We start from the raw sequence: 20,458 nt of genomic DNA, 5'->3' as shown, positions 1-20,458 counted from the left end.
TCTTCCCCCGGCCCTGCCCTGTTCATGCCATCTGGCTGAAGGAATCCGGCCCGGTGCAGAGGACCGGCGCATGATCGGCCAGGTGCCCGGCCGGGTGGTGCTGACATATGGTGTTTTTGACGATTTCGGGCCGCAAACCAGCGCAAGGCTGCGCCATCTGGGCGGCCTTGGCAGAGAGCTGATCGTGGGTTGCGCCACCGATGCGCTTTGTCTGCGCAGCGGCATCCGCTGCGCCTTGCCCTATCACCAGCGGCGCGCGATGCTCGAACGCGCGCGCTTTGTGTCGCGGGTCATTGCGCAGGATTGCTGGGACCAGCTGCGCACCGATATCGTGAACTACAATGCAGGTGCCTTGGCACTGGGCGAAGTGCCCCCCTTTGTCGACCTGCAGGGGTTGAGCGACATCGTTCAGCTGCTTGAAATGCCCAATACATCAGCAACACTTTCTTGCGCAGAAACGCGGCTGGCATCCTGAGCGTTAGAAAAATTTACGACTGTTTTTATAAGTTGTTGTCTGACCTGCAACCATGGGTTATCCAAACGACGGAAAGCGCCTGTTTTTTTGTTCGGCGCACCCGTTGGAGTGCCGTGTGGACAAGCCCAAGCAAGAACTGACAATCCACAGGGCAGAGTTTGTCGGACTGATCGCGATGATGTTCGCCTCCATCGCGTTTTCCATTGATGCGATGCTGCCCGCGCTGCCGGAAATCTCGCGCGAACTGTCACCGGAACTTGCGCATCGCGCGCCGCTGATCCTGACCGCCTTTGTCTTTGGCATGGGAGCGGGCACATTGGTGACCGGCGCGCTTTCGGATGCCTTTGGCCGTCGGCCGGTGATCTTTGGTGGGGTGGTGCTTTATATTATCGGCGCAATGGCGGCCTGGGCCAGCCAGTCGCTTGAGGCGATGCTTGTCGCGCGGGTGTTTCAGGGATTGGGCGCCTCCGGCCCGCGCGTGGTGGCGATTGCCGTGGTCCGCGATCTTTTCTCGGGCCGGGATATGGCCAAGATCGTCTCTTTCGTCATGCTGGTCTTTACCCTGGTGCCGGCGCTGGCCCCGATCATGGGATCGCTGATCATCGAATTGTCGGACTGGCGCGGCATCTACCTGGCCTTTGTCGCCTTCTCGGCCATCAGCGTGATCTGGATGGCGATCCGCCTGCCAGAGACCTTGCGGAGCGAAGACCGCCGCCCCCTGCGGCTGCGCCTTTTGCTCGATGCCATCCGCGAGATCATGACACATCGCACGGTGCGGCTGGCGATCATTGTACAGGTCATGGCCATGGCCATGTTCTTTTGCACCCTGATGCTGATCCAGCCGGTCTATGCCCAGGTCTATGGCCGGGCAGAGACCTTCCCCTATTGGTTCGGCGCCGTGGCCGTGATCGCGGGCACATCCAGCATCCTGAATGCGTTGCTGGTCGAACGTCTGGGCATGCGGCGGCTGGTCAGGCTGACGTTGTTCGGACAGATCCTGCTGTCCGGGTTCATGTATTTCTCCGGCCTTGCCAGCGCCGGTGGCGTGCTGGGGTTCGGGGCCTTCCTGTTCTGGCAATTGTGCCTCTTCGCCCAGGCCGGGCTGACGCTTGGCAACCTCAATGCCATCGCGATGGAGCCGATGGGCCATATGGCGGGCATGGCGGCCTCTGTCATTGGCTCGGTATCGACCATTCTGGCGGCGCTGATCGCCTCGCCGGTTGCCCTGATGTTTGCCGACGATGTGTCGCTGCTCTTCGGTTCCGTCTTGCTCATGGCCTGCGCGGCCTGGGGTCTGATGCTGCTGCTGACACGCTCCGAAGTGGACCTCGCCGCCCCGGCGGAATAACCTGCGGCGCTTAAAGACCGGCGCCCTTGCCGCTGCGCCCTCGGTCAGGACACTTTCCTGACCTTCTTTTCCTTGGCAATCACATGCTCTGCAAGGTCACGGGCAATGGCAAAGGCGCCCTTGATCTTGTCCGCTTCGGATTTCCAGTCGCGGCGCACGACAATCTTGTTGTCCTTGACGCGTGCCAGCCCGCGCTGGTCCTGGATAAAGGCCACCAGCCCCTCGGGTGAGGCAAACTTGTCGTTGTGGAACTGGATCGTCGCCCCCTTCGGGCCACCGTCCAGCTTGGCAATCCCGGCGCGTTTGCACATCGCCTTGATCCGCACCACCAGCATCAGCGTGTTGACCTCGCGCGGCAGCTTGCCGAAACGGTCGATCAGCTCGGCGGCGAAACCTTCCAGTTCCACCTTGGTGCTCAGCCCGGACAGCCGGCGGTAAAGCCCCAGCCGCACGTCGAGGTCCGGCACGAAATCCTCCGGGATCAGCACCGGCACGCCGAGGTTGATCTGCGGGGCCCATTGCTCGTCCGCCTCCGACAGCCCCTCCATCTCGCCTGCCTTGATCTTGGCAATCGCCTCTTCCAGCATGGATTGATAAAGCTCGAACCCCACATCGCGCATCTGGCCGGATTGCTCCTCGCCCAGCAGGTTGCCTGCCCCGCGAATGTCCAGATCCTGGCTGGCCAGCGTGAACCCCGCCCCCAGCGTATCGAGGCTGCCCAGCACCCGCAGACGTTTCTCTGCGGTGGCGGTGAGCTTCGCACGCGGCTTGGTGGTCAGATAGGCATAGGCGCGGGTCTTGGAGCGCCCGACCCGCCCCCGGATCTGGTAGAGCTGCGCCAGACCGAACATGTCGGCGCGGTGCACGATCATCGTGTTGGCGGTGGGAATATCCAGCCCGGATTCCACGATGGTCGTGGCCAGCAGGATGTCGAACTTGCCATCGTAAAAGGCGTTCATCCGGTCGTCCAGCTCGCCCGCCGCCATCTGGCCATGCGCCACCACATAGGTAAGTTCCGGCAGCTGTTCCTTGAGGAAAGCCTCGATCTCGGGCAGGTCCGACACCCGCGGCACCACATAGAACGACTGCCCGCCGCGGTAATGTTCGCGCAGCAATGCCTCGCGCAGGGTGACCATATCGAATTCGCTGACATAGGTGCGGATCGCCAGCCGGTCGACGGGCGGCGTGCCGATGATCGACAGGTCGCGCACCCCCGTCAGCGACAGCTGCAGTGTGCGCGGGATCGGCGTGGCGGTCAGGGTCAGCACGTGAATATCCGTGCGCAGCGCCTTCAGCCGTTCCTTGTGGGTGACGCCGAAATGCTGTTCCTCGTCGATGATCAGCAGCCCGAGATTGTTGAACCTGATGCCCTTGGCCAGCAGAGCATGGGTGCCGATCACGATGTCGCAGGTGCCCTTGGCCATGCCGTCACGGGTCAGCGCCGCTTCCTTCGCCGACACAAAGCGGCTGAGGGTGCGCACCTGGATCGGGAAGCCCCGGAAACGTTCGGAGAATGACTTGTAGTGCTGGCGCGCCAGCAGCGTCGTGGGGGCAATGACCGCCACCTGCACGCCGCTCATCGCCGCGACAAAGGCCGCGCGCATCGCCACCTCGGTCTTGCCAAAGCCGACATCGCCACAGATCAGCCGGTCCATCGGGTTGCCGCTGGTCATGTCGTCCACAACGTCGGAGATTGCGCGCAGCTGGTCGTCGGTCTCCGTATAGGGGAAACGCGCCGCGAAGGCGTCCCAGGCGCCCACGGGGGGTTCCAGCACCGGCGCCCTGCGCAAGGCGCGTTCCGCCGCGATGCGGATCAGCTTGTCCGCCATCTCGCGGATGCGTTCCTTGAGCCTGGCCTTCTTGGACTGCCAGGCACCGCCGCCCAGCTTGTCCAGAAGCCCTTCCTCATGGCCGTATTTCGACAGCAGTTCGATGTTCTCGACCGGCAGATAAAGCTTTGATCCTTCGGCATATTCCAGCAGCAGGCATTCATGCGCGGCCCCGGCGGCAGTGATCACCTCCATGCCCTGATAGCGCCCGATGCCGTGGTCCACATGCACGATCAGATCACCGGGCGTCAGGCTTTGCGCCTCGGTCAGGAAATTCTCCGCCCGGCGCTTGCGGCGCGGCGCGCGGATCAGCCGGTCGCCCAGCACATCCTGCTCGGAAATCACCGTGATGCGGCCCTCTGGCCCCGCCGCTTCCCAGGGCGCCTCGAACCCGGATTCCAGCGCCCAGACCGCCAGATGCAGACCGCGCTTGCCGATGCGGGTGGCGTTCCTGACCGGGATCGCCTCTGCCAGGCCCTCGTCCTCGATCAGCCCGGTCAGACGTTCACGCGCGCCTTCGGAATAGCTCGCGATCAGCACCGGGCCTTCTGCCATCTTGCGGCGGATATGATCCGCCAGCGCGCCGAACAGGCTGATCGCTTCCTGCTGCCGCTCCGGCGCAAAGCTGCGCCCGATCCGCGCGCCCGCGTCCAGCACGCCGGGCCCGGTGGGTTGCGGCAGCGGCATGAACTGGATCACCCGGTGATCCTGCGTCGCCAGCAGCCAGGCCTCGTCGTCCAGATAGAGCCCTTCCGGCGGCGCGGGCTTGTAGACGCTGTCCATCTTCGAGCGGTTCGACATGGCGATGCGCCGGGTCTCGTATTGATCGGCGATGCTGTCCCAGCGGGCCAGCCGCGCCGGTGTCACCTGATCGTCCATCGTCACCGTGGCCTGCGGCAGATAGTCAAAAAGCGTCTCAAGGCTTTCGTGGAAGAAGGGCAGCCAATGCTCCGCGCCCTGATGCTTGCGCCCCGCGCTGATCGCCTCGTAAAGCGGGTCATCCGTGCCCGCCGCGCCGAACTCGATGCGGTAGTTCTGCCGGAACCGGGTGATCGCCGCCTCGTCGAGGATGACCTCGCTCACCGGGGCAAGCTCCACCACCTCCAGCTTGTCGGTGGTGCGCTGGCTGGCCGGGTCAAACCGCCGCGCGCCGTCCAGCACATCGCCGAAGAAATCCAGCCGCACCGGGCCCAGATCACCCGGCGGATAGATGTCGATGATCCCGCCCCGGATGGCATAATCGCCCGGTTCGGTCACCGTGGGGCTTTGCACAAAGCCCATGCGCACCAGAAAGGCCCGCAGCGCGGCCTCGTCAATGCGGCTGCCGACCCGCGCGGAAAAGGCCGCCTCGCGCAGCACGCTGCGCGCAGGCACCCGCTGGGTTGCGGCGTTCAGCGTGGTCAGCAGGACGAATTTGTCGGGCATCCCGTGCACAAGGGCCGCCAGCGTTGCCATGCGTTGCGCACAGATGTCGGCGTTGGGCGAAACCCGGTCATAAGGCAGGCAATCCCAGCCCGGAAAGGTGACCACCGGCATGTCCGGCGCGAAAAAGGCAAGTGCGGCCTGCATCGCCGCCATCCGCTTGTCATCGCGGGCGATGTGCAGCACCGGAGCGCCTTTGGCGACCTCCTCCAGCAGGGCCCGTGCATCATGGCCTTCGGGCACGCCCGACAGCGTGATTTTGCTCTGCTTAACCATGTCGTTCCAATTGGCCCCACGCAGGGCGCTGTCAACCGCCCAGCGGGCCAAGCGCCACGTTTTGATACATGCCCCAGATCGCGGTGACGAAAATCGACACCATGCCGATGATCTGGGTATAAAGCCGGTGCCGCGTCAGCCGCTTGCGCAGCCGCTCTCCGGTCGCACTTTCCGACTGGATCAGCCGCGCTGTGGACAGGCTGAGCGCCCCGATCAGCGACAGCGGAAAGGCCAGCAGGAACACCGCCTGCGCAAATTCCATGCCATAGACGAAGCCCAGCAGAACCAGCATGGTCAGCCCGAAACAGGCAAACCCCAGAATCCAGAGGCCCGAGACCTGCGCGATGAACAACAGCCGGTTCACATTGATGCGCACCATGTCTTCCAGATCGACCTCGGCCTGTGCGCCCTGACGGCGGGCACGCAGCACCATGTCATAGGGCACGCCCAACACCCAATGGCTGGCCGTCGACCAGGTCACCGCAAGTACAATCCAGAACCACAGGTTCGAAAAGGACCGCATGTCGATGAGTTCGAATAGGGTCTGATACCAATCCAAGTCTTGTCCTCTGGACCACAAGTGCGCAGGTCATACCCAAGGCGCCGGGCAATTCCTACCCTTGAGAGCCCACTTTTTTCATGCCAAGCAATGGGTCTGGCAAACTGAGGTATTTTTGCATGAATCCCATCGTCGCCCCCTTCCCCGCCGCGCGCCTGCGCCGGACCCGTGTCAGCCCCGCCGTGCGCGCGCTGGTGCGCGAAAACGCGCTTGAAGTGGGTGATCTGATCTGGCCGGTCTTCGTGCGCGCCGGCGAAGGCATAGAGGAACCGGTGCCCTCGATGCCCGGTGTCATGCGCCGGTCGGTCGACAAGATCGTCGAGGCCGCGGCAGAGGCCGACGCGCTGGGGATCGGGGCGATGTGCATCTTTCCCTACACCGGCCTCGAAGAGCGGACAGAGGATTGCACCGGCGCCTGGGACCCGCAGAACCACGCCAACCGCGCGATTGCCGCGATCAAGGCAAAGTTTCCGGAGATGGCGGTGATGACCGACGTGGCGCTGGACACCTACAACATCAACGGCCACGACGGTTTCGTCGAGGATGGCATCATCGTCAACGACCGCACGGTCGAGGCGCTGGTCAGGATGGCGCTGGCCCAGGCCGAAGCGGGGGCCGACATCATCGGTCCCTCCGACATGATGGACGGCCGCATCGGCGCGATCCGCAATGCGCTGGAATCGGGCGGGCATTCCGACGTCATGATCCTCAGCTATGCCGCGAAATATGCCTCTGCCTACTACGGCCCCTTCCGGGACGCGGTGGGGGCCTCCGGCGCGCTGACCGGGGACAAGAAGACCTATCAGATGGATCCCAGCAATGCCGACGAGGCGCTGCGCCTGGTGGCGCGTGATCTGGCCGAGGGTGCGGATATGGTGATGGTCAAACCCGGCCAGCCCTATCTGGACATCTGCCGGAGGGTGAAAGACAGCTTTGGCGCGCCGACATTCGCCTATCAGGTGTCGGGCGAATTCGCGATGATCAAGGCCGCCGCACAGAATGGCTGGATCGACGAAGAACGGGTGATGATGGAAAGCCTGATGGGGTTCAAACGCGCGGGCTGCGACGGCGTGCTGACCTATTTCGCCCCCGCCGCCGCGCGCCTGCTGAACGGCGGCTGACGCCCGGCCGAACCTCCGCGGCCCTGTGGAACTGCCGGACCCGGGCGGGCTGCACAATCAGGCATGACCTGACAAGATCTGCTGCGGACGGGTCTGCCGCTGCCGGATCACATCGCCTCAGGACCGCATCCGTGACCTGACAGATTTTCCCGCATTACGAGTAAGAATCACTGCATTTCCATATTCCAACGCGACGGGCGGATGGGCCGCCCGGCAAACAGGCGGCCAGAACGCACGAAAACCCCGTAAAAAATTCAACAAAACACTTTTCAGACATAAATCAGCCCACAGTTAGACACGATTTCAGTCATTACTCAACCTATAGGTTAGTCAGTGCGGGCGGCCACAGATTCCCGCACCGGTCGTATTGTGTGTTTCTTGGTGTTGCGCGGAGGGTCGCGTGTCGAATATTGCGAAGATAAGGCCTGACGTGATGGTTGAGCACGAGTTGTTGGCACAGGCGATTGCCACTGCGGAGATCGCGGTGATCGTGCTGGATCACAAGGGCGAGGTTCTGATCAGCAATCCTGCCGCATGCACCCTCCTGGGATATGAGCCCGGCCAGTTGGCCGGCATGGAAATCTCAACTGTTCTTCCGGGCCTCGACAGCGCCGCCCTGGACGCCCGGATCGCGCCACCCGCCACCTCTGCCACGCTGCATGACATCACGGGCACCCGCCGCGACAAGGAGCAGCGTCACTTCCTGGTGCATGTCACCGCCTGGAAGGACGCGGATGCACCTGCCCGTCATACCATTGTCCTGCGCGACATCACCGAGGAACGCGCCCGTGAAGACGCCCGGAACGCCGAATTGCTGCGCGCGCAGAATGCAATCAGCGGGGCCGGGATCGGGGTGTTCGAATTCGACATGATCACGAAGGAAGCCCATGTCTCCGACATCTGGCGCGACCTGATGGAGCTGCCCCGCGATGAGATCGTGGACGTTCAGAAAGAATGGCGCAGCCGGGTCCACCCCGATGACCTGAACGCCGCAGATGCCCCCATGCGCAGGCTCGCAAAAGGTCTGGAAAGCCGCAACAGCAATGAGTTCCGGCTGTTCAACCGCGACCGCAGCGAAATGCGCTGGATGCGCACCGATCTTTTCGTGGCCCGGCGGGACGCACAGGGAAACCCGACCCGGATCGTCGGCGCCCAGGTTGATGTGACCGACCGCAAGAGGACGGAACTGGCCCTGCGCAAAAGCATGAAGCAGTTCCAGTCGGCCTTTGACAACGCGCCGATCGGCAAGGCGATCATGGGTCTGGACGGCAAGCTGCTGAAGGTGAACCCGGCCTTCTGCACCTTTGTCGGTCACGACAAATCGGCGCTGAAGGGCAAGGGATTCCCGATGATCCTGCACCCTGATGAAATCGCGGAAAACATGCTGGAACTGGAGCGTCTGAAAGACGGCTACCTGTGCTATCACCAGACGGAAAAGCGTTTCCTGCACAGAAGCGGCAAGGTGATCTGGGGTCTGCTCAGCATCGCTGCCGTCCGTGACGAGGATGGCCAGGCTGTGCAATTCATTGCCCAGGTCGTCAATGTATCCGAACAGCACCGCCTGCAGGACCTGAAAAGCGAATTCGTCGCAACCGTCAGCCACGAGCTGCGCACGCCGCTGACCTCGATCCTCGGCGCGCTCAAGCTGTTTCAGGCGCAGGCCGCAGATCAGGACCTGCCAAAACCGATGAGACGCCTGCTGGACATATCGCTTCAGAACGCCGACCGGCTGGGGATGCTGGTGGGCGACATTCTCGACTTCGAAAGGTTCTCGAAAGGCGATCTGGACATCGAAACCGGCGATCACGATCTGGGCGGGCTGATCGCGACAGCGGTCGAAGAGAACCGGTCGCTTGCCAAAAGCTACCGGGTCACCATCACCACGAAACTGGACGCAGGGCCGCTGCTGTGCCAGGTCGATCCGGCGCGGATCTGCCAGATCATGACAAACCTGCTGTCGAATGCCGCGAAATTCGCCGATAACGATACAATCGTCGAAGTGATCATGGACCGCAGGGACGATATGGCGCGGGTTGTGGTGCGCAACCGCGGACGGGGCATTCCCGAGGCGTTCCGCCCCACCATCTTCCTGCCCTTCGCGCAGGCCGCGCCCACCCTGACACGCGACCATGGCGGCACCGGCCTGGGCCTGAGCATCTGCAAGCAGATCGTGGAGTATCTGGGCGGTCAAATCGGCTTTGTCAGCGTGCCCGGCGACTTCACCGACTTCTGGTTCACCCTGCCACTCTCCCGATCCCAGCAATAATTCGCCCAAAAGCCCAAAGGGCATGACATCCTGCGGAATTATGCTTAAAGTTGCCCGCAAGTCGGACCAACCGGCATCAGGCAACTTTTACGGGCAGAAAAACATGAAAAACACTCAGATTTCGCGGCGGGCGTTCACCCTTGGTGCGCTGGCGGCAACTCCTGTACTCGCGGCATGCGGCAACGGTGTGGGCGGACGGGGCAGCAGCACCATCGACGCGCGCGTGCGCGCCACGCTGGAAGAAATGTACCGCAGCTATCCCAACACCCGCAGCCTTGCGGAAAAGGCCAACGGCATGCTGGTGATGCCGCTGGTGACCGAAGCGGGCCTTGGTTTTGGCGGCGCCTATGGGCGCGGTGCCCTGCTGATCGACAATGTGACGGTGGATTACTATTCCGTCGTCAAGGGATCGGGCGGCTTGCAGATCGGCGCGCAGCAATATGCGCATGTGCTGTTCTTCATGACCCAGGCCGCTCTGACCGAATTCCGCCGCTCCCCCGGCTGGGCTGCGGGGGCCGACATGGAATATGTGATTTCGGACAAGGGCGACAGCGTGTCTGCCGATACCACAACGGTGCTGACGCCGGTTCTGGCAGCGGTCTTTGGCCGCGCCGGTCTGCGCATCGGTGCCACGCTGGAAGGCACCAAATATACGCGCATCATTCCGTAAACCGGGTCAATTTCTGTTTATGTTGACACTGCGTCGGGGCGACACCTAACCTCGGCGCATTCAACGACAGATTTGGAGCCAGGAATGATCAGAACAACAGCAATTATCGCCACTGCCCTCACACTTGGTCTGGGCGCCGCACCGGCATTGGCCGGAGATGCCGCATGGACATATTCAGACGGCATGAAGCTCAAGATCAAATGCCGTTCCAGCGGATGCAAGGTCACCGCCAAGAAACCGGGCGGCAGCTGGGTGCTGGTCGAGGAAGGCAAAGGCGGCAACGAGAACTTTCAGGTGCTCGAAGCCAAGTACAAAAAGGTCAAACCGGCGTATTGATTGACGCCTTTCCTTAACTTCGACCTGTAACCCTCTGACAAGATGATATTAATTCAGGATTGATCCTGCCCCTTCCGGAGCAGGCCCTACCCCATCGCGCGCAGGCGCTTGATCAGGCTCGATGTATCCCAGCGCGCGCCACCCAGTTTCTGCACATCCTTGTAGAACTGATCGACCAGCGCGGTGACCGGCAGGCTGGCCCCGTTTTCATCGGCTGTTTTCAGACAGATGCCCAGATCCTTGCGCATCCAGTCCACCGCGAACCCGTGGTCGAATTCATCGTCCAGCATGGTTTCATAGCGGTTGGCCATCTGCCAGGAACCGGCAGCGCCCTGGCTGATCACCTCCACCACAGCGCGACCGTCCAGACCGGCCTTCTCGGCAAAATGCAGCGCCTCGGACAAGCCCTGCACCAGACCTGCGATGGCAATCTGGTTGCACATCTTGGTCATCTGGCCCGCCCCGCTCTCACCGATGCGACGGCAGATCTTGGCATAGACCTCCATCACCGGCAGCGCCCGGTCAAACGCGCCCTTGTCACCACCGCACATGATCGACAGCGCGCCGTTTTCCGCACCCGCCTGCCCGCCCGAGATCGGCGCATCCACGAAACTGATCTGCGCCGCATCGGCGGCCTTGTACAATTCCCGCGTGACCGCCGCCGACACGGTGGTGTGATCGACAAAGATCGCCCCCGCCGTCATCCCGCCAAAGGCCCCGGTTTCGCCCAGGCAGACAGAGCGCAGATCGTCATCATTGCCGACACAGGCCATCACAACTTCGGCATCTTTCACCGCCTCGCGCGGGGTCCGCGCCATCGCGCCGCCATATGCCTTGACCCAGTCCTCGGCCTTGGCCGCAGTGCGGTTATAGACGGTTACGTCATGCCCGGCCTTCTGCAGATGCCCCGCCATCGGCGCGCCCATCACCCCCAACCCCAAAAATGCGAGTTTTGTCATCTGCTTTTCCTTGTCCATCAGTTGCGCTAGTCAGAGTTTTACCTATCACCCTGCGCGCGTTGGTCAATCGCGCCAGTCCCCTCGGAGCGCTTAATGGTCACTGTCTTTCGCTGGCTTGTACGGATCACCGCCGCCCTGATCGTGCTGAGCGTGGTGGTGGTGTCGCTCGTCTACTGGCTCGCGTCACGGTCCCTGCCCGATTACAACGACACGGTCGAGGTGGCCGGGCTGCGCGCCCCGGTCGAGATCGTGCGCGACAATGCCAATGTGCCGCATATCTTCGGCAGCGACGACCTGGATGTGTTCTTTGGCCTCGGCTTTGCCCATGCCCAGGACCGGATGTGGCAGATGATCACCCTGCGCCGCACCGCCCAGGGCCGGCTGAGCGAGGTCTTTGGCGCAAGCACCCTGAACACCGACAGGCTGCTGCGCCGCTTCGACATCTACCGGCTTTCGGTGCAATCGGTCGAGGCGCTGGATGACGCCTCCCGTGCCAAGCTGGAAGCCTATTCCGCCGGGGTGAATGCCCGGATCGCACAGATCAACTCGGAAGCGCTGGGGCGCGGCGCACCCGAGATGCTGCTGTTCAACGCACCCATGGCCCCCTGGCGGCCGGCGGATTCCATCGCCATCGCCAAGCTGATGGGCCTGCAACTGTCGGGGCACCTTCAGGCCGAGGTGCTGCGCGCGCGGGTGTCGCTGGCGCTGGCAGAGCCGGACCGGCTGCGCGACATCCTGCCCGATGTGCCCGGCCCCGGCATCGCGGCCCTGCCGGAATATGCCGCACTTGTGCCCGGCGCCCCCCGCTTTGCGGCAAACATGCCCCTTGATCCGCATCCGCTGTCGCCCTTCAGGGACATGGCCTTTGCCGGGGCCTCGAATGCCTGGGCCGCCGCCCCCTCGCGCTCTGCCGCCGGGGGGACATTGCTGGCCAATGATCCGCACCTGGGTTTCACCGCCCCCTCGGTCTGGTATCTGGCGCGGATGGAACTGGACTCCGGCGGTGTGATCGGCGGCACGATCCCGGGGATTCCGGTGGTCCTCACGGGGCGCTCCGCCACCCTGGGCTGGGGTCTGACCTCCGCCTATGTGGACGACCAGGACGTGCATATCGAGGCGCTGAACCCCGATGACGGCGAACAATACCGCACACCGGAAGGGTTCAAGGACTTTGTCACCCGCTCCTCGATCATCACGGTCAAGGACGGCGATCCCGTCACCATCACCCTGCGCTGGACCGACAATGGCCCGGTGCTGCCCGGCAGCCTCTACAACCTGGCCAGCATCACCCCGCCCGGCCATGTCGCCTCTGTCAGCTGGACGGTGCTCAGCGCCAAGGACACCTCGCTGGGCGCCGCCCTCGACCTGATGGAGGCGAAATCCATCGCCGATGCGATCCGCGCCTCGGAACGCTATATCGCGCCGGCACAGAACCTGATGCTGGTGGACCGCCAGCAAATCGCGATGAAGACAATCGGCGCGCTGCCCCGCCGGGATGCGGCGCATCAGTCCAGGGGGCGTCTGCCCTCGCCCGGCTGGATCGCCGCGAACCGCTGGCAGGGGGTGATGCCCTTTACCGCCAACCCCGCCTTTGTGGCGCCTGCGGGCGGCATCCTGGGCAATACCAACAACAAGACCGTGGACCGCCCCTTTCCGAACCATGTTTCCTATCTCTGGGGCGATACCCAGCGGGTGCAGCGCTGGCAGCGCCTGATGCAGGGGCGGCAGGTGCATACCCGCGACAGCTTTATCGAGGCGCAGCTCGACACCGTCAGCTTCACCGCAAGATCGCTGCTGCCGCTGATCGGGGCGGAACTGTGGTTTACCGAGGAAGCGGCCCCCGACGGCACCGCCGAACGCCAGCGCCAGCGCGCGCTGAACCTGCTGGCCGAATGGTCCGGCGAGATGAACGAACACCTGCCCGAGCCGCTGATCTATGCCGCCTGGCTGCGCGCATTGCAGGCGCGGCTGATCCAGGACGACCTCGGCCCGCTGGCCGCCGAATTCACCCATGTGGACCCTCTGTTCATCGAACGCGTGTTCCGCAATGTCGAAGGCGCATCGGTCTGGTGCGACGTGCGCCAGTCCGCCCCGGTGGAAACCTGCCCCGACATGGCCCGGCTGGCGCTGGATGACGCGCTGCTCTGGATCAACGAGCATTGGGGCACGCAACTGGAGTCCCTGCGCTGGGGCGATGCGCATCAGGCGACCCATGATCATCCGGTGCTGGGACAGGTGCCGGTGCTGCGCTATTTCGTGAACATCCGGCAATCGACCTCCGGCGGCGACAACACCCTGCAGCGCGGCCTGACCAAGGGCAGCCTGCCCGACCCGTTCAACAATGTGCATGGCGCGGGCTACCGGGGGGTCTACGACTTTGCCGACCCCAATTCATCGGTCTTCATCACCTCGACCGGGCAATCGGGGCATTTCCTGTCACGCCACTACGACGATCTGGCGCAGCTGTGGCGGCGCGGCGAATATATCCCGATGTCGCTGGACGAGGATCTGGCCCGTGCCGCCTCGGTGGGGATCACCACGCTGACGCCTGAAACCCCATGAACCGGGTCATCCTGTTCAACAAGCCCTTTGGCGTCCTGTCCCAGTTCACCGACAAGGGCACCGAGGGCTCCTCGCGCCCGACCCTGTCAGGTTTCATCGCCGAGCCGGGGTTCTACCCCGCAGGACGGCTGGACAAGGACAGCGAGGGGTTGCTGGTGCTGACCGACAATGGCGCCCTGCAGGCCCGTATCGCACATCCGAAATACAAGCGGCCCAAGACCTATCTGGTTCAGGTGGAGGGGCGGCCGGATGCGCAAGCACTGGATGCGCTGCGCCGGGGCGTTGTGCTGAAGGACGGCAAGACTGCCCCCGCCGAAATCACCCAGGTGGATGAACCCCTGGGCCTGTGGCAGCGCGACCCGCCGGTGCGGTTCCGCAAATCCGTGCCCGACGCCTGGCTGCGCATCACCATCCGCGAGGGCCGCAACCGCCAGGTGCGCCGGATGACAGCCCACGTGGGTCTGCCGACGCTGCGGCTGATCCGCTGGCGGATCGGGGATTGGGAGCTGAACGATCTGGCGCCCGGCGCCTGGCGCTGGGCCTCCGAGACCGGAGCCTGAAAACCGGGGCCTGAAAGCGGTCGGGGCCTAACCCACCAGCCGCGCCACCCACACCCCGCCCGTGGCCGCAACCGCTGTCAGGCAGGTGCCCCAGGTCACATCGGTCAGCGTCATCTGCCAGGTCCAGTCCTTCATCACCGCAAGCGAGGTAAACTCATAGGTGCCATAGCCCATCGCACCAATCAGCGCCGCATTGCCCAGAACCCACAACAGGCTCCTGTCCTGCGTCAGGGCGGGCCAGGACACGAACCAGAGCAGGACGCCCACATAGAAGGCGTAGAACATCAGCGCCGGGCCGATGCGGAAATTCTCCAGCAGCAGCGGGCCGATGTCACGCTCAAAGACGGGTTGGATCAGCTTTGTCAGCCCGATGTAATCGAGCCCCATGAAGATGACAAAGGTGGCAAGATAGAGAACAGCAAGGGTCATGGGGTGCTCCGCCTGGGGTGTGCAACCATATGATGCGGGGACCGGAAAATTCGAATTTTCCGGGCGAAATTCTTCAAAGAATTTCAGCTCTCCGGCGCAACATGGACTGCGGCAGACGGAAAATTCAAATTTTCCGGTCCAAACTCTTCAAAGAGTTTGTTGCGTCATGGCCCTGAAACTGAGCACCCCGCTCGACAGCCAGCCCAGAGCGACATCGCGCAAATCGGAAAATTCAAATTTTCCGGACCAAACTCTTCAAAGAGTTTGTTGCGTCATGGCCCTGAAACTGAGCGCCCCGCTGGACAGCCAGCACAGAACGAGATCGAACCATCGGAGGCATTTTCACTCTTTCGAAAACGCTTGCGATATCGCGCAAATCGGAAAATTCAAATTTTCCGGACCAAACTCTTCAAAGAGTTTGCCGCATCACAACCCCTGAAACTGCGCTTCCTGTCTGGCCGACCAGCGCACAACCAGGTCGAATCCGGTCTCTGACGGGGTTTCCTTCTCCACCACGTCCTGCTCGAACAGCCAGGCGCGTTTGCGCCCTTCGGAAAAGGCCAGCGATATCTCGGCAACCCGCACCGCCCCCTGCAGGGCCTCGGCCACGGCGGTTTGAAGCCGGTCCAGCCCCGCCCCGGTGATCGCGGAAATGGCGATCATGTCGGGGTCCCGCTCGGCGCGCTGGCGCAGGGCTTCGGCGGTCTCGGGCGGCAGCAGATCAAGCTTGTTCCAGACCTCGAATGTCCGGGTTTCCTTGGCCACCCCCAGCGAGGTCAGGATCTCGCGCACATCATGCGCCTGTTCCTCGGTCTCCGCATGGCTGATGTCGCGCACATGCAGGATGATGTCCGCCGCCAGCACCTCTTCCAGCGTCGCGCGGAAGGCGGCGACCAGTTCGGTCGGCAGGTCAGAGATGAAACCGACCGTATCGCTCAGGATGATCTCGGGCCCGTCCGGCAGCGCCAGACTGCGCATGGTGGGGTCCAGCGTGGCAAAGAGCATGTCCTTGACCATCACATCCGCCCCGGTCAACCGGTTGAACAGCGTCGATTTGCCTGCGTTGGTATAGCCCACCAATGCCACGATCGGGTAAGGCACCTTGGCCCGGGCGGCCCGGTGCAGCGCTCGGGTCTTCACCACCTTGTCGAGCTGGCGGCGCAAGCGCACGAGCTGTTCGTCGATGGCGCGCCTGTCGGCCTCGATCTGGGTTTCCCCCGGACCGCCGACAAACCCCAGCCCGCCCCGCTGGCGTTCCAGGTGGGTCCAGGCCCGCACCAGCCGCGTGCGCTGATAGTTCAGCGCGGCCATTTCGACCTGCAGCACACCCTCGCGGGTTGCGGCACGGTCGCTGAAAATCTCAAGGATCAGGCCGGTCCGGTCCAGCAGCTTGACGCCCCAGGCCTTTTCCAGGTTGCGTTGCTGCACCGGGCTGACCGAGCCGTCGACCAGCACCAGCTCCACCTCCGCCGCTTCCAGCGCATCATGCAGATCGGCGATCTTGCCCTTGCCAAAGAGCTTGCCCGCATCGACCTTGCGCAGCGGCACCACCTCGGCCCCCACCACCTCAAGCTGCGGCAGAGCACGGGCCAGCGCCACGGCTTCCTCCAGCGCGGGTTGCGGCGCGCGGCGGTCCGGGTCGGATCTGATTTCAGGGTGCAGAACCCAGGCCCGCGTCACGCGCGGGCCATCGGTATTGTCGATCTGAAAGGACGTCTTGCTCAAGAAGCGTCTTCGCCCTCGTAAAGGCTGATCGGCTGGCTTGGCATGATGGTCGAAATGGCGTGTTTGTACACAAGCTGAGACTGACCGTCGCGGCGCAAAAGCACGCAAAAGTTGTCAAACCAGGTGATGACACCCTGCAATTTCACACCATTGATCAGGAAAATCGTTACCGGAACCTTGGTCTTGCGTACGTGATTCAGGAATGCATCCTGAAGGTTCTGTCTGTCAGACGCCATAAGACTTCTCGCTTTTATTCTTGCCGGCACCCGCGGACCGGGCCCCCCCAATTTGGCCAACTATGCAGTCCCTGCCGGGGAGTTTCCACCCCCAATCTCCGCAGGTTGACCGGTTTTGGGTCAGCCCAGTGTCAGCCGCGCCACAGGTCGGGTGTCAGCAGCGCGATAATGGCCAGAGTTTCAAGCCGTCCCAGCACCATCGCACCGCAGAGGATCGCCTTGGCCGAGACCGTCAGTTCGATCAGCCGGATCGGCGTATCGGTGGCATATTCGATCAGCGGCCCGGTGGTCGCCAGCGACGCGACCGACAGCACCACCGCATTGTCGAAACGCACACCGGTCAGGGTCAGCAGCAGGGTCACCGCCGTCAGCGACAGGGCAAAGAGCATGAAAAAGATCCAGGCGATGAAGGCCCCGTTGGATTGCAGCCGCCGTCCCGCAGCCCCGGCCCCGCTGACCGAGGAAGGATGCACCAGCCGCTCCATCTCCCGCGCGCCATTTTGATAAAGCGCAAAGACCCGCAGCAGCTTGACCCCGCCCGCGGTGGTGGCCACGCCGCCCCCGATCAGCGCCAGCCCCATCAGGATCAGCCCCGGCGTCGGCAGCCCGGACCAGTTCTGCGCCTCGATCCAGTGGACGGAGACAAACCCCGTCGTCGTGAGGAAGGACAGCACCGTGAACAGCGCCCCCCAGAGCGCGCGCACCGCCTGGCCCAGATTCTCCATCGCCGACACGTCATAGGCCCCGATGAAATGCCGGGCAAACAGCACCAGCGGCACCGCCAGGGTGATGAAGATGCCGATGCGGAACTCGGGATCGGTGCGCAGCCCGCCTTGCGTCGCCGTCACCGTGTCCTTGGAAAAGGTCAGCCGCGACAGGGCAAACAGCATGAACAGCGCCATCACCGCCTCGCCCGACAGGCCGATGCCGGTGTTCTGGACCCCGCCCACCGGCGAGATGCCGGAAGTGGCCATGACCGACATCGCATGGCACAGCGCCACCAGCGGCGCCTGCCCCTCTGCCAGCAGCAGCAGCCACAAGAGCAGCGTCAGCCCGGCATAGATCGGCAGCAGCGTCATCGTCACCCGGATCAGCCGGAGCCGCGGGCTCATCGGGGCCATCCGCGACGAGGAGGTGTCGCGCCGCCCCGGCTCGGCCTGGGAGGTCACTTCGAATCCACCCAGATGCAGCGGTGCAAGGATCGCCGATGCCGCGACCCACATCAGCAGCCCCCCCATCCAGCCGACCTGGGCACGCCACAGATGCAGCGTCGGGCTCAGCCGTCCGGGTTCCTGGAACATGGCGGCCCCGGTGGTGGTGATGGCGCTGACCATCTCGAAATAGGCATTGACGAAACGTGTCGTCGGCAGCGCCTCCACGAAGGGCAGCGCCAGCATCACCGGCAGAAAGACAAAGGCCGAGAGCAGCGACATCAGGGGCCCCAGCGTGCCGTGACGCGGCGCGCGCCCCGCATGTGCGATGGCAATCAGGGAAAAGGCCACCAGCCCCAGCACCCCCGCATAAAGAAAGGCCTGCGAGGTGCCATGGTCATTCACCGCAAACCCGTGCAGCGCCGGCACCAGCATCGAGGCGCAGGCCACGCCGAAAATCAGCAGGAACAGGGGCAGTTCCAGGAAACTGTTGCGCAGCGTCGTCTTTTGCCTGTGGTGTGCGGGTCTCATGGCTCAGAAAAAGTCGATGGAAACTTGCAGCAGCTGCTCGACCTTGGGCACATCCCCGGCCAGGGCAAAGACCGCAATCGTGTCGCCCTCGTCGATGCGGGTATTGGCCAGCGGGCGCACGATCTTGCCGTTCTTGCGCAACATGCCCACCAGCACCCCTTCGGGAAACTCGATCTCCGAGACGGTGCGACCCGCAATGGGCGAGGTCGACAGCACCTCGGCCTCGATCACCTCGGCCTCGGCATCGCCAATGGAATAGACCGCGCGCACCCGGCCGTGACGGATATGGCGCAGGATCGAACTGACCGTGGTGGCGCGCGGGTTGATATAGGCATCAATGCCCAGCGGGGTCATCAGCGGCACCAGCGTGGGGTCGTTGATCAGCGCGATGGTAAAGGGGCAGCCCTCGGCCTTGGCGCGCACGCAGGACAGCAGGTTGGTCTTGTCGTCATCGGTCACCGCCAGCATCGCATCGGCGCGGCTGATGCCCGCCTCTGCCAGCAGCGCGGCATCCAGCCCGTCGCCGTTCAGCACGATGGTCCGCTCCAGCGCCTCCGCCGCGCGCTCGGCGCATTTGCGGTTCTTCTCGATCATCTTGGTGCGCATCCGGCTGGCACCGCTTTCCAGATGCTGGGCCACGGTCAGCCCCACATTGCCCCCGCCAACCAGCACGATCCGCTCCTGTTTGGAGGTGCGCTTGCCGAAGATTTCCATCGTGCGGGAAATATCCTCGTGATGGCAGAACACATAGGTGTCATCGCCCACGAAAAGCTGGTCCGCCGATTCCGGCGCAAACAGGGTCCCGTCCCGGCGCACGCCGACAACCACCGCCCGCAGCGTCGAAAACAGATCCGTCAACTGGCGCAGCGGCGTGTTCACCACCGGGCAATCCTGGTCGATGGTGATGCCCAGCAGATGCGCCTTGCCGTCCATGAACACCTCGGTGTCAAAGGCGGCAGGGGCCGAGAGACGCTGCAGGGCGGCGGCGGCCACTTCCTTTTCGGGGCTGATCACCACGTCGATGGGCATGTGGTCGCGCCGGTAAAGGTCGGAATAGATCGCATCCAGATAGCTTTGCGAACGCAGCCGCGCGATCTTGCGGTTGATGCCGAACACCGAATGGGCCACCTGGCAGGTCACCATATTGACCTCGTCCGAATGGGTCGCGGCGATGATCATCTCCGCATCGCGCGCCCCGGCCCGGTCCAGCACATCGGGATAGCTTGCGAATCCCGCAATGCCCTGGACATCAAGCGTGTCGGTGGCCCGCCGGATCAGGTCCGCATTGCTGTCCACAACGGTCACGTCGTTCCGTTCGCCGCTGAGATGGCGGGCAATCTGCCAGCCGACCTGTCCCGCGCCGCAAATGATCACTTTCATGGCGCATCCCTACCTGTTGCCCCGCGTGAAGACACCCCGCGTATCCTGCCCCGGTTAGAGGGCATGATGCAAAGCTTGGCAAGGGGCGGCAATTGCCTTTGCCCCGCGCCCGGTGCAGAATGGTTGCATGAAACGCATCTGGATGGCAGCGATATTCGGTCTGGGGGTGGCGGCAAGCTGCGCGCCGCTGACGACCTATTACAAACCCGGCGTGGCGGTCGACCGGCTGAACCGCGACACAACCGCCTGCCAGGTTGCCGCGCTGCGCGATGTGCCCGCCAGCACGCAGGTCAGACGGCTGCCGCCCGAATTCATCCCGCCCCGCAGGCGCTGCGATTCGGCGGGCAATTGCACGGTGGTGCCGGGATATTACATCCCCGGCGAGACCATCAGCTTCGATCCCAACGATGGCCTGCGCAAACGGGTCGAACAGCAATGCATGGCCGACAGGGGCTATGCCCCCGTGTCGATCCCGCCCTGCCCGGACAATGTGGCGCGCGCCGCCCCGCCCGCCGCCACCAGGGTGCTGCCGGCACTGGGTCCGGAGTCCTGCGCCATCCGCAACCGCGACGGCAGCTTCCAGATCGTCAACCGCGGCTGAACCGCACGCAAAGACCTGTGTC

The 20,458-nt window shown here is 63.6% G+C and carries 17 protein-coding genes; 9 read left to right on the top strand and 8 right to left on the bottom strand.

The genetic code is table 11. The features are described from left to right. Window positions 1-70 precede the first annotated feature (70 nt). The gene (locus tag O4H53_RS05335; protein ID WP_269361918.1) at window positions 71-475 is read left to right on the top strand and encodes a glycerol-3-phosphate cytidylyltransferase; all 405 of its coding nucleotides are present in this window, start codon (window positions 71-73) and stop codon (window positions 473-475) included. Window positions 476-590: 115 nt separating this feature from the next. After that, window positions 591-1,823: an MFS transporter gene (locus tag O4H53_RS05330; protein WP_269361916.1), complete on the top strand. Its 1,233-nt coding sequence runs from the start codon at window positions 591-593 to the stop codon at window positions 1,821-1,823. A 44-nt stretch (window positions 1,824-1,867) separates the two neighbouring features. Here the strand turns inward: O4H53_RS05330 and mfd are convergent, their stop codons facing one another. Continuing rightward, entirely contained in the window at window positions 1,868-5,350 is a 3,483-nt protein-coding gene (mfd, locus tag O4H53_RS05325; RefSeq protein WP_269361914.1) for a transcription-repair coupling factor, read from the bottom strand. A 31-nt stretch (window positions 5,351-5,381) separates the two neighbouring features. Beyond that, window positions 5,382-5,909, bottom strand: coding sequence for a component of SufBCD complex (locus O4H53_RS05320; protein WP_269361912.1), 528 nt, complete (start codon window positions 5,907-5,909; stop codon window positions 5,382-5,384). 119 nt (window positions 5,910-6,028) lie between these two features. On the opposite strand from O4H53_RS05320, the gene hemB reads away from it, so the two are divergent. From hemB to O4H53_RS05300, 4 genes are all read left to right on the top strand, one after another. After that, window positions 6,029-7,030 carry a porphobilinogen synthase gene (gene hemB / locus O4H53_RS05315; protein WP_269361910.1) on the top strand — a complete coding sequence of 334 codons (1,002 nt, stop codon included), beginning with the start codon at window positions 6,029-6,031 and terminating at the stop codon, window positions 7,028-7,030. Between the two features lie 433 nt (window positions 7,031-7,463). Beyond that, on the top strand, window positions 7,464-9,296 hold the full coding sequence (locus tag O4H53_RS05310; protein ID WP_269361908.1) for a PAS domain S-box protein: 1,833 nt from the start codon (window positions 7,464-7,466) through the stop codon (window positions 9,294-9,296). A 103-nt stretch (window positions 9,297-9,399) separates the two neighbouring features. Beyond that, window positions 9,400-9,966: a YSC84-related protein gene (locus O4H53_RS05305; RefSeq protein WP_269361906.1), complete on the top strand. Its 567-nt coding sequence runs from the start codon at window positions 9,400-9,402 to the stop codon at window positions 9,964-9,966. An 84-nt stretch (window positions 9,967-10,050) separates the two neighbouring features. Further along, window positions 10,051-10,302, top strand: coding sequence for a hypothetical protein (locus O4H53_RS05300; RefSeq protein WP_114277266.1), 252 nt, complete (start codon window positions 10,051-10,053; stop codon window positions 10,300-10,302). A gap of 86 nt (window positions 10,303-10,388) precedes the next feature. Here the strand turns inward: O4H53_RS05300 and O4H53_RS05295 are convergent, their stop codons facing one another. Beyond that, a complete protein-coding gene (locus tag O4H53_RS05295) occupies window positions 10,389-11,279 on the bottom strand; it encodes an NAD(P)-dependent oxidoreductase (RefSeq protein WP_443069512.1) in 891 nt (296 codons plus the stop codon). 75 nt (window positions 11,280-11,354) lie between these two features. Here O4H53_RS05295 and O4H53_RS05290 point away from each other — a divergent pair, with 75 nt between their 5' ends. Continuing rightward, on the top strand, window positions 11,355-13,823 hold the full coding sequence (locus O4H53_RS05290; RefSeq protein ID WP_269361903.1) for a penicillin acylase family protein: 2,469 nt from the start codon (window positions 11,355-11,357) through the stop codon (window positions 13,821-13,823). Beyond that, window positions 13,820-14,383 (top strand): pseudouridine synthase, encoded by a 564-nt coding sequence (locus tag O4H53_RS05285; RefSeq protein WP_269361902.1) that lies wholly within the window; start codon window positions 13,820-13,822, stop codon window positions 14,381-14,383. Before O4H53_RS05290 ends, O4H53_RS05285 begins: the two co-directional genes overlap by 4 nt. A gap of 27 nt (window positions 14,384-14,410) precedes the next feature. Here the strand turns inward: O4H53_RS05285 and O4H53_RS05280 are convergent, their stop codons facing one another. From O4H53_RS05280 to trkA, 5 genes are all read right to left on the bottom strand, one after another. Continuing rightward, window positions 14,411-14,812, bottom strand: a complete 402-nt coding sequence (locus tag O4H53_RS05280; RefSeq protein WP_269361900.1) for a DUF2177 family protein — start codon at window positions 14,810-14,812, stop codon at window positions 14,411-14,413. 426 nt (window positions 14,813-15,238) lie between these two features. Further along, window positions 15,239-16,537 carry a GTPase HflX gene (gene hflX / locus O4H53_RS05275; RefSeq protein WP_269361898.1) on the bottom strand — a complete coding sequence of 433 codons (1,299 nt, stop codon included), beginning with the start codon at window positions 16,535-16,537 and terminating at the stop codon, window positions 15,239-15,241. After that, a complete protein-coding gene (hfq, locus tag O4H53_RS05270) occupies window positions 16,534-16,773 on the bottom strand; it encodes an RNA chaperone Hfq (protein ID WP_007119530.1) in 240 nt (79 codons plus the stop codon). Before hfq ends, hflX begins: the two co-directional genes overlap by 4 nt. 131 nt (window positions 16,774-16,904) lie before the next feature. Beyond that, complete coding sequence (locus O4H53_RS05265) at window positions 16,905-18,455, bottom strand: TrkH family potassium uptake protein (protein WP_269361896.1); 1,551 nt, start codon at window positions 18,453-18,455, stop codon at window positions 16,905-16,907. Window positions 18,456-18,458: 3 nt separating this feature from the next. Next, the gene (trkA, locus tag O4H53_RS05260) at window positions 18,459-19,835 is read right to left on the bottom strand and encodes a Trk system potassium transporter TrkA (RefSeq protein WP_114277272.1); all 1,377 of its coding nucleotides are present in this window, start codon (window positions 19,833-19,835) and stop codon (window positions 18,459-18,461) included. Window positions 19,836-19,962: 127 nt separating this feature from the next. Here trkA and O4H53_RS05255 point away from each other — a divergent pair, with 127 nt between their 5' ends. Beyond that, window positions 19,963-20,436, top strand: coding sequence for a hypothetical protein (locus tag O4H53_RS05255; protein ID WP_114277273.1), 474 nt, complete (start codon window positions 19,963-19,965; stop codon window positions 20,434-20,436). The last annotated feature ends 22 nt before the right edge of the window (window positions 20,437-20,458 follow it).

The sequence above is a fragment of the Sulfitobacter sp. G21635-S1 genome, assembly GCF_027213915.1.
Taxonomy (GTDB): domain Bacteria; phylum Pseudomonadota; class Alphaproteobacteria; order Rhodobacterales; family Rhodobacteraceae; genus Sulfitobacter.
This window is presented reverse-complemented; position numbering and strand designations above follow the sequence as displayed.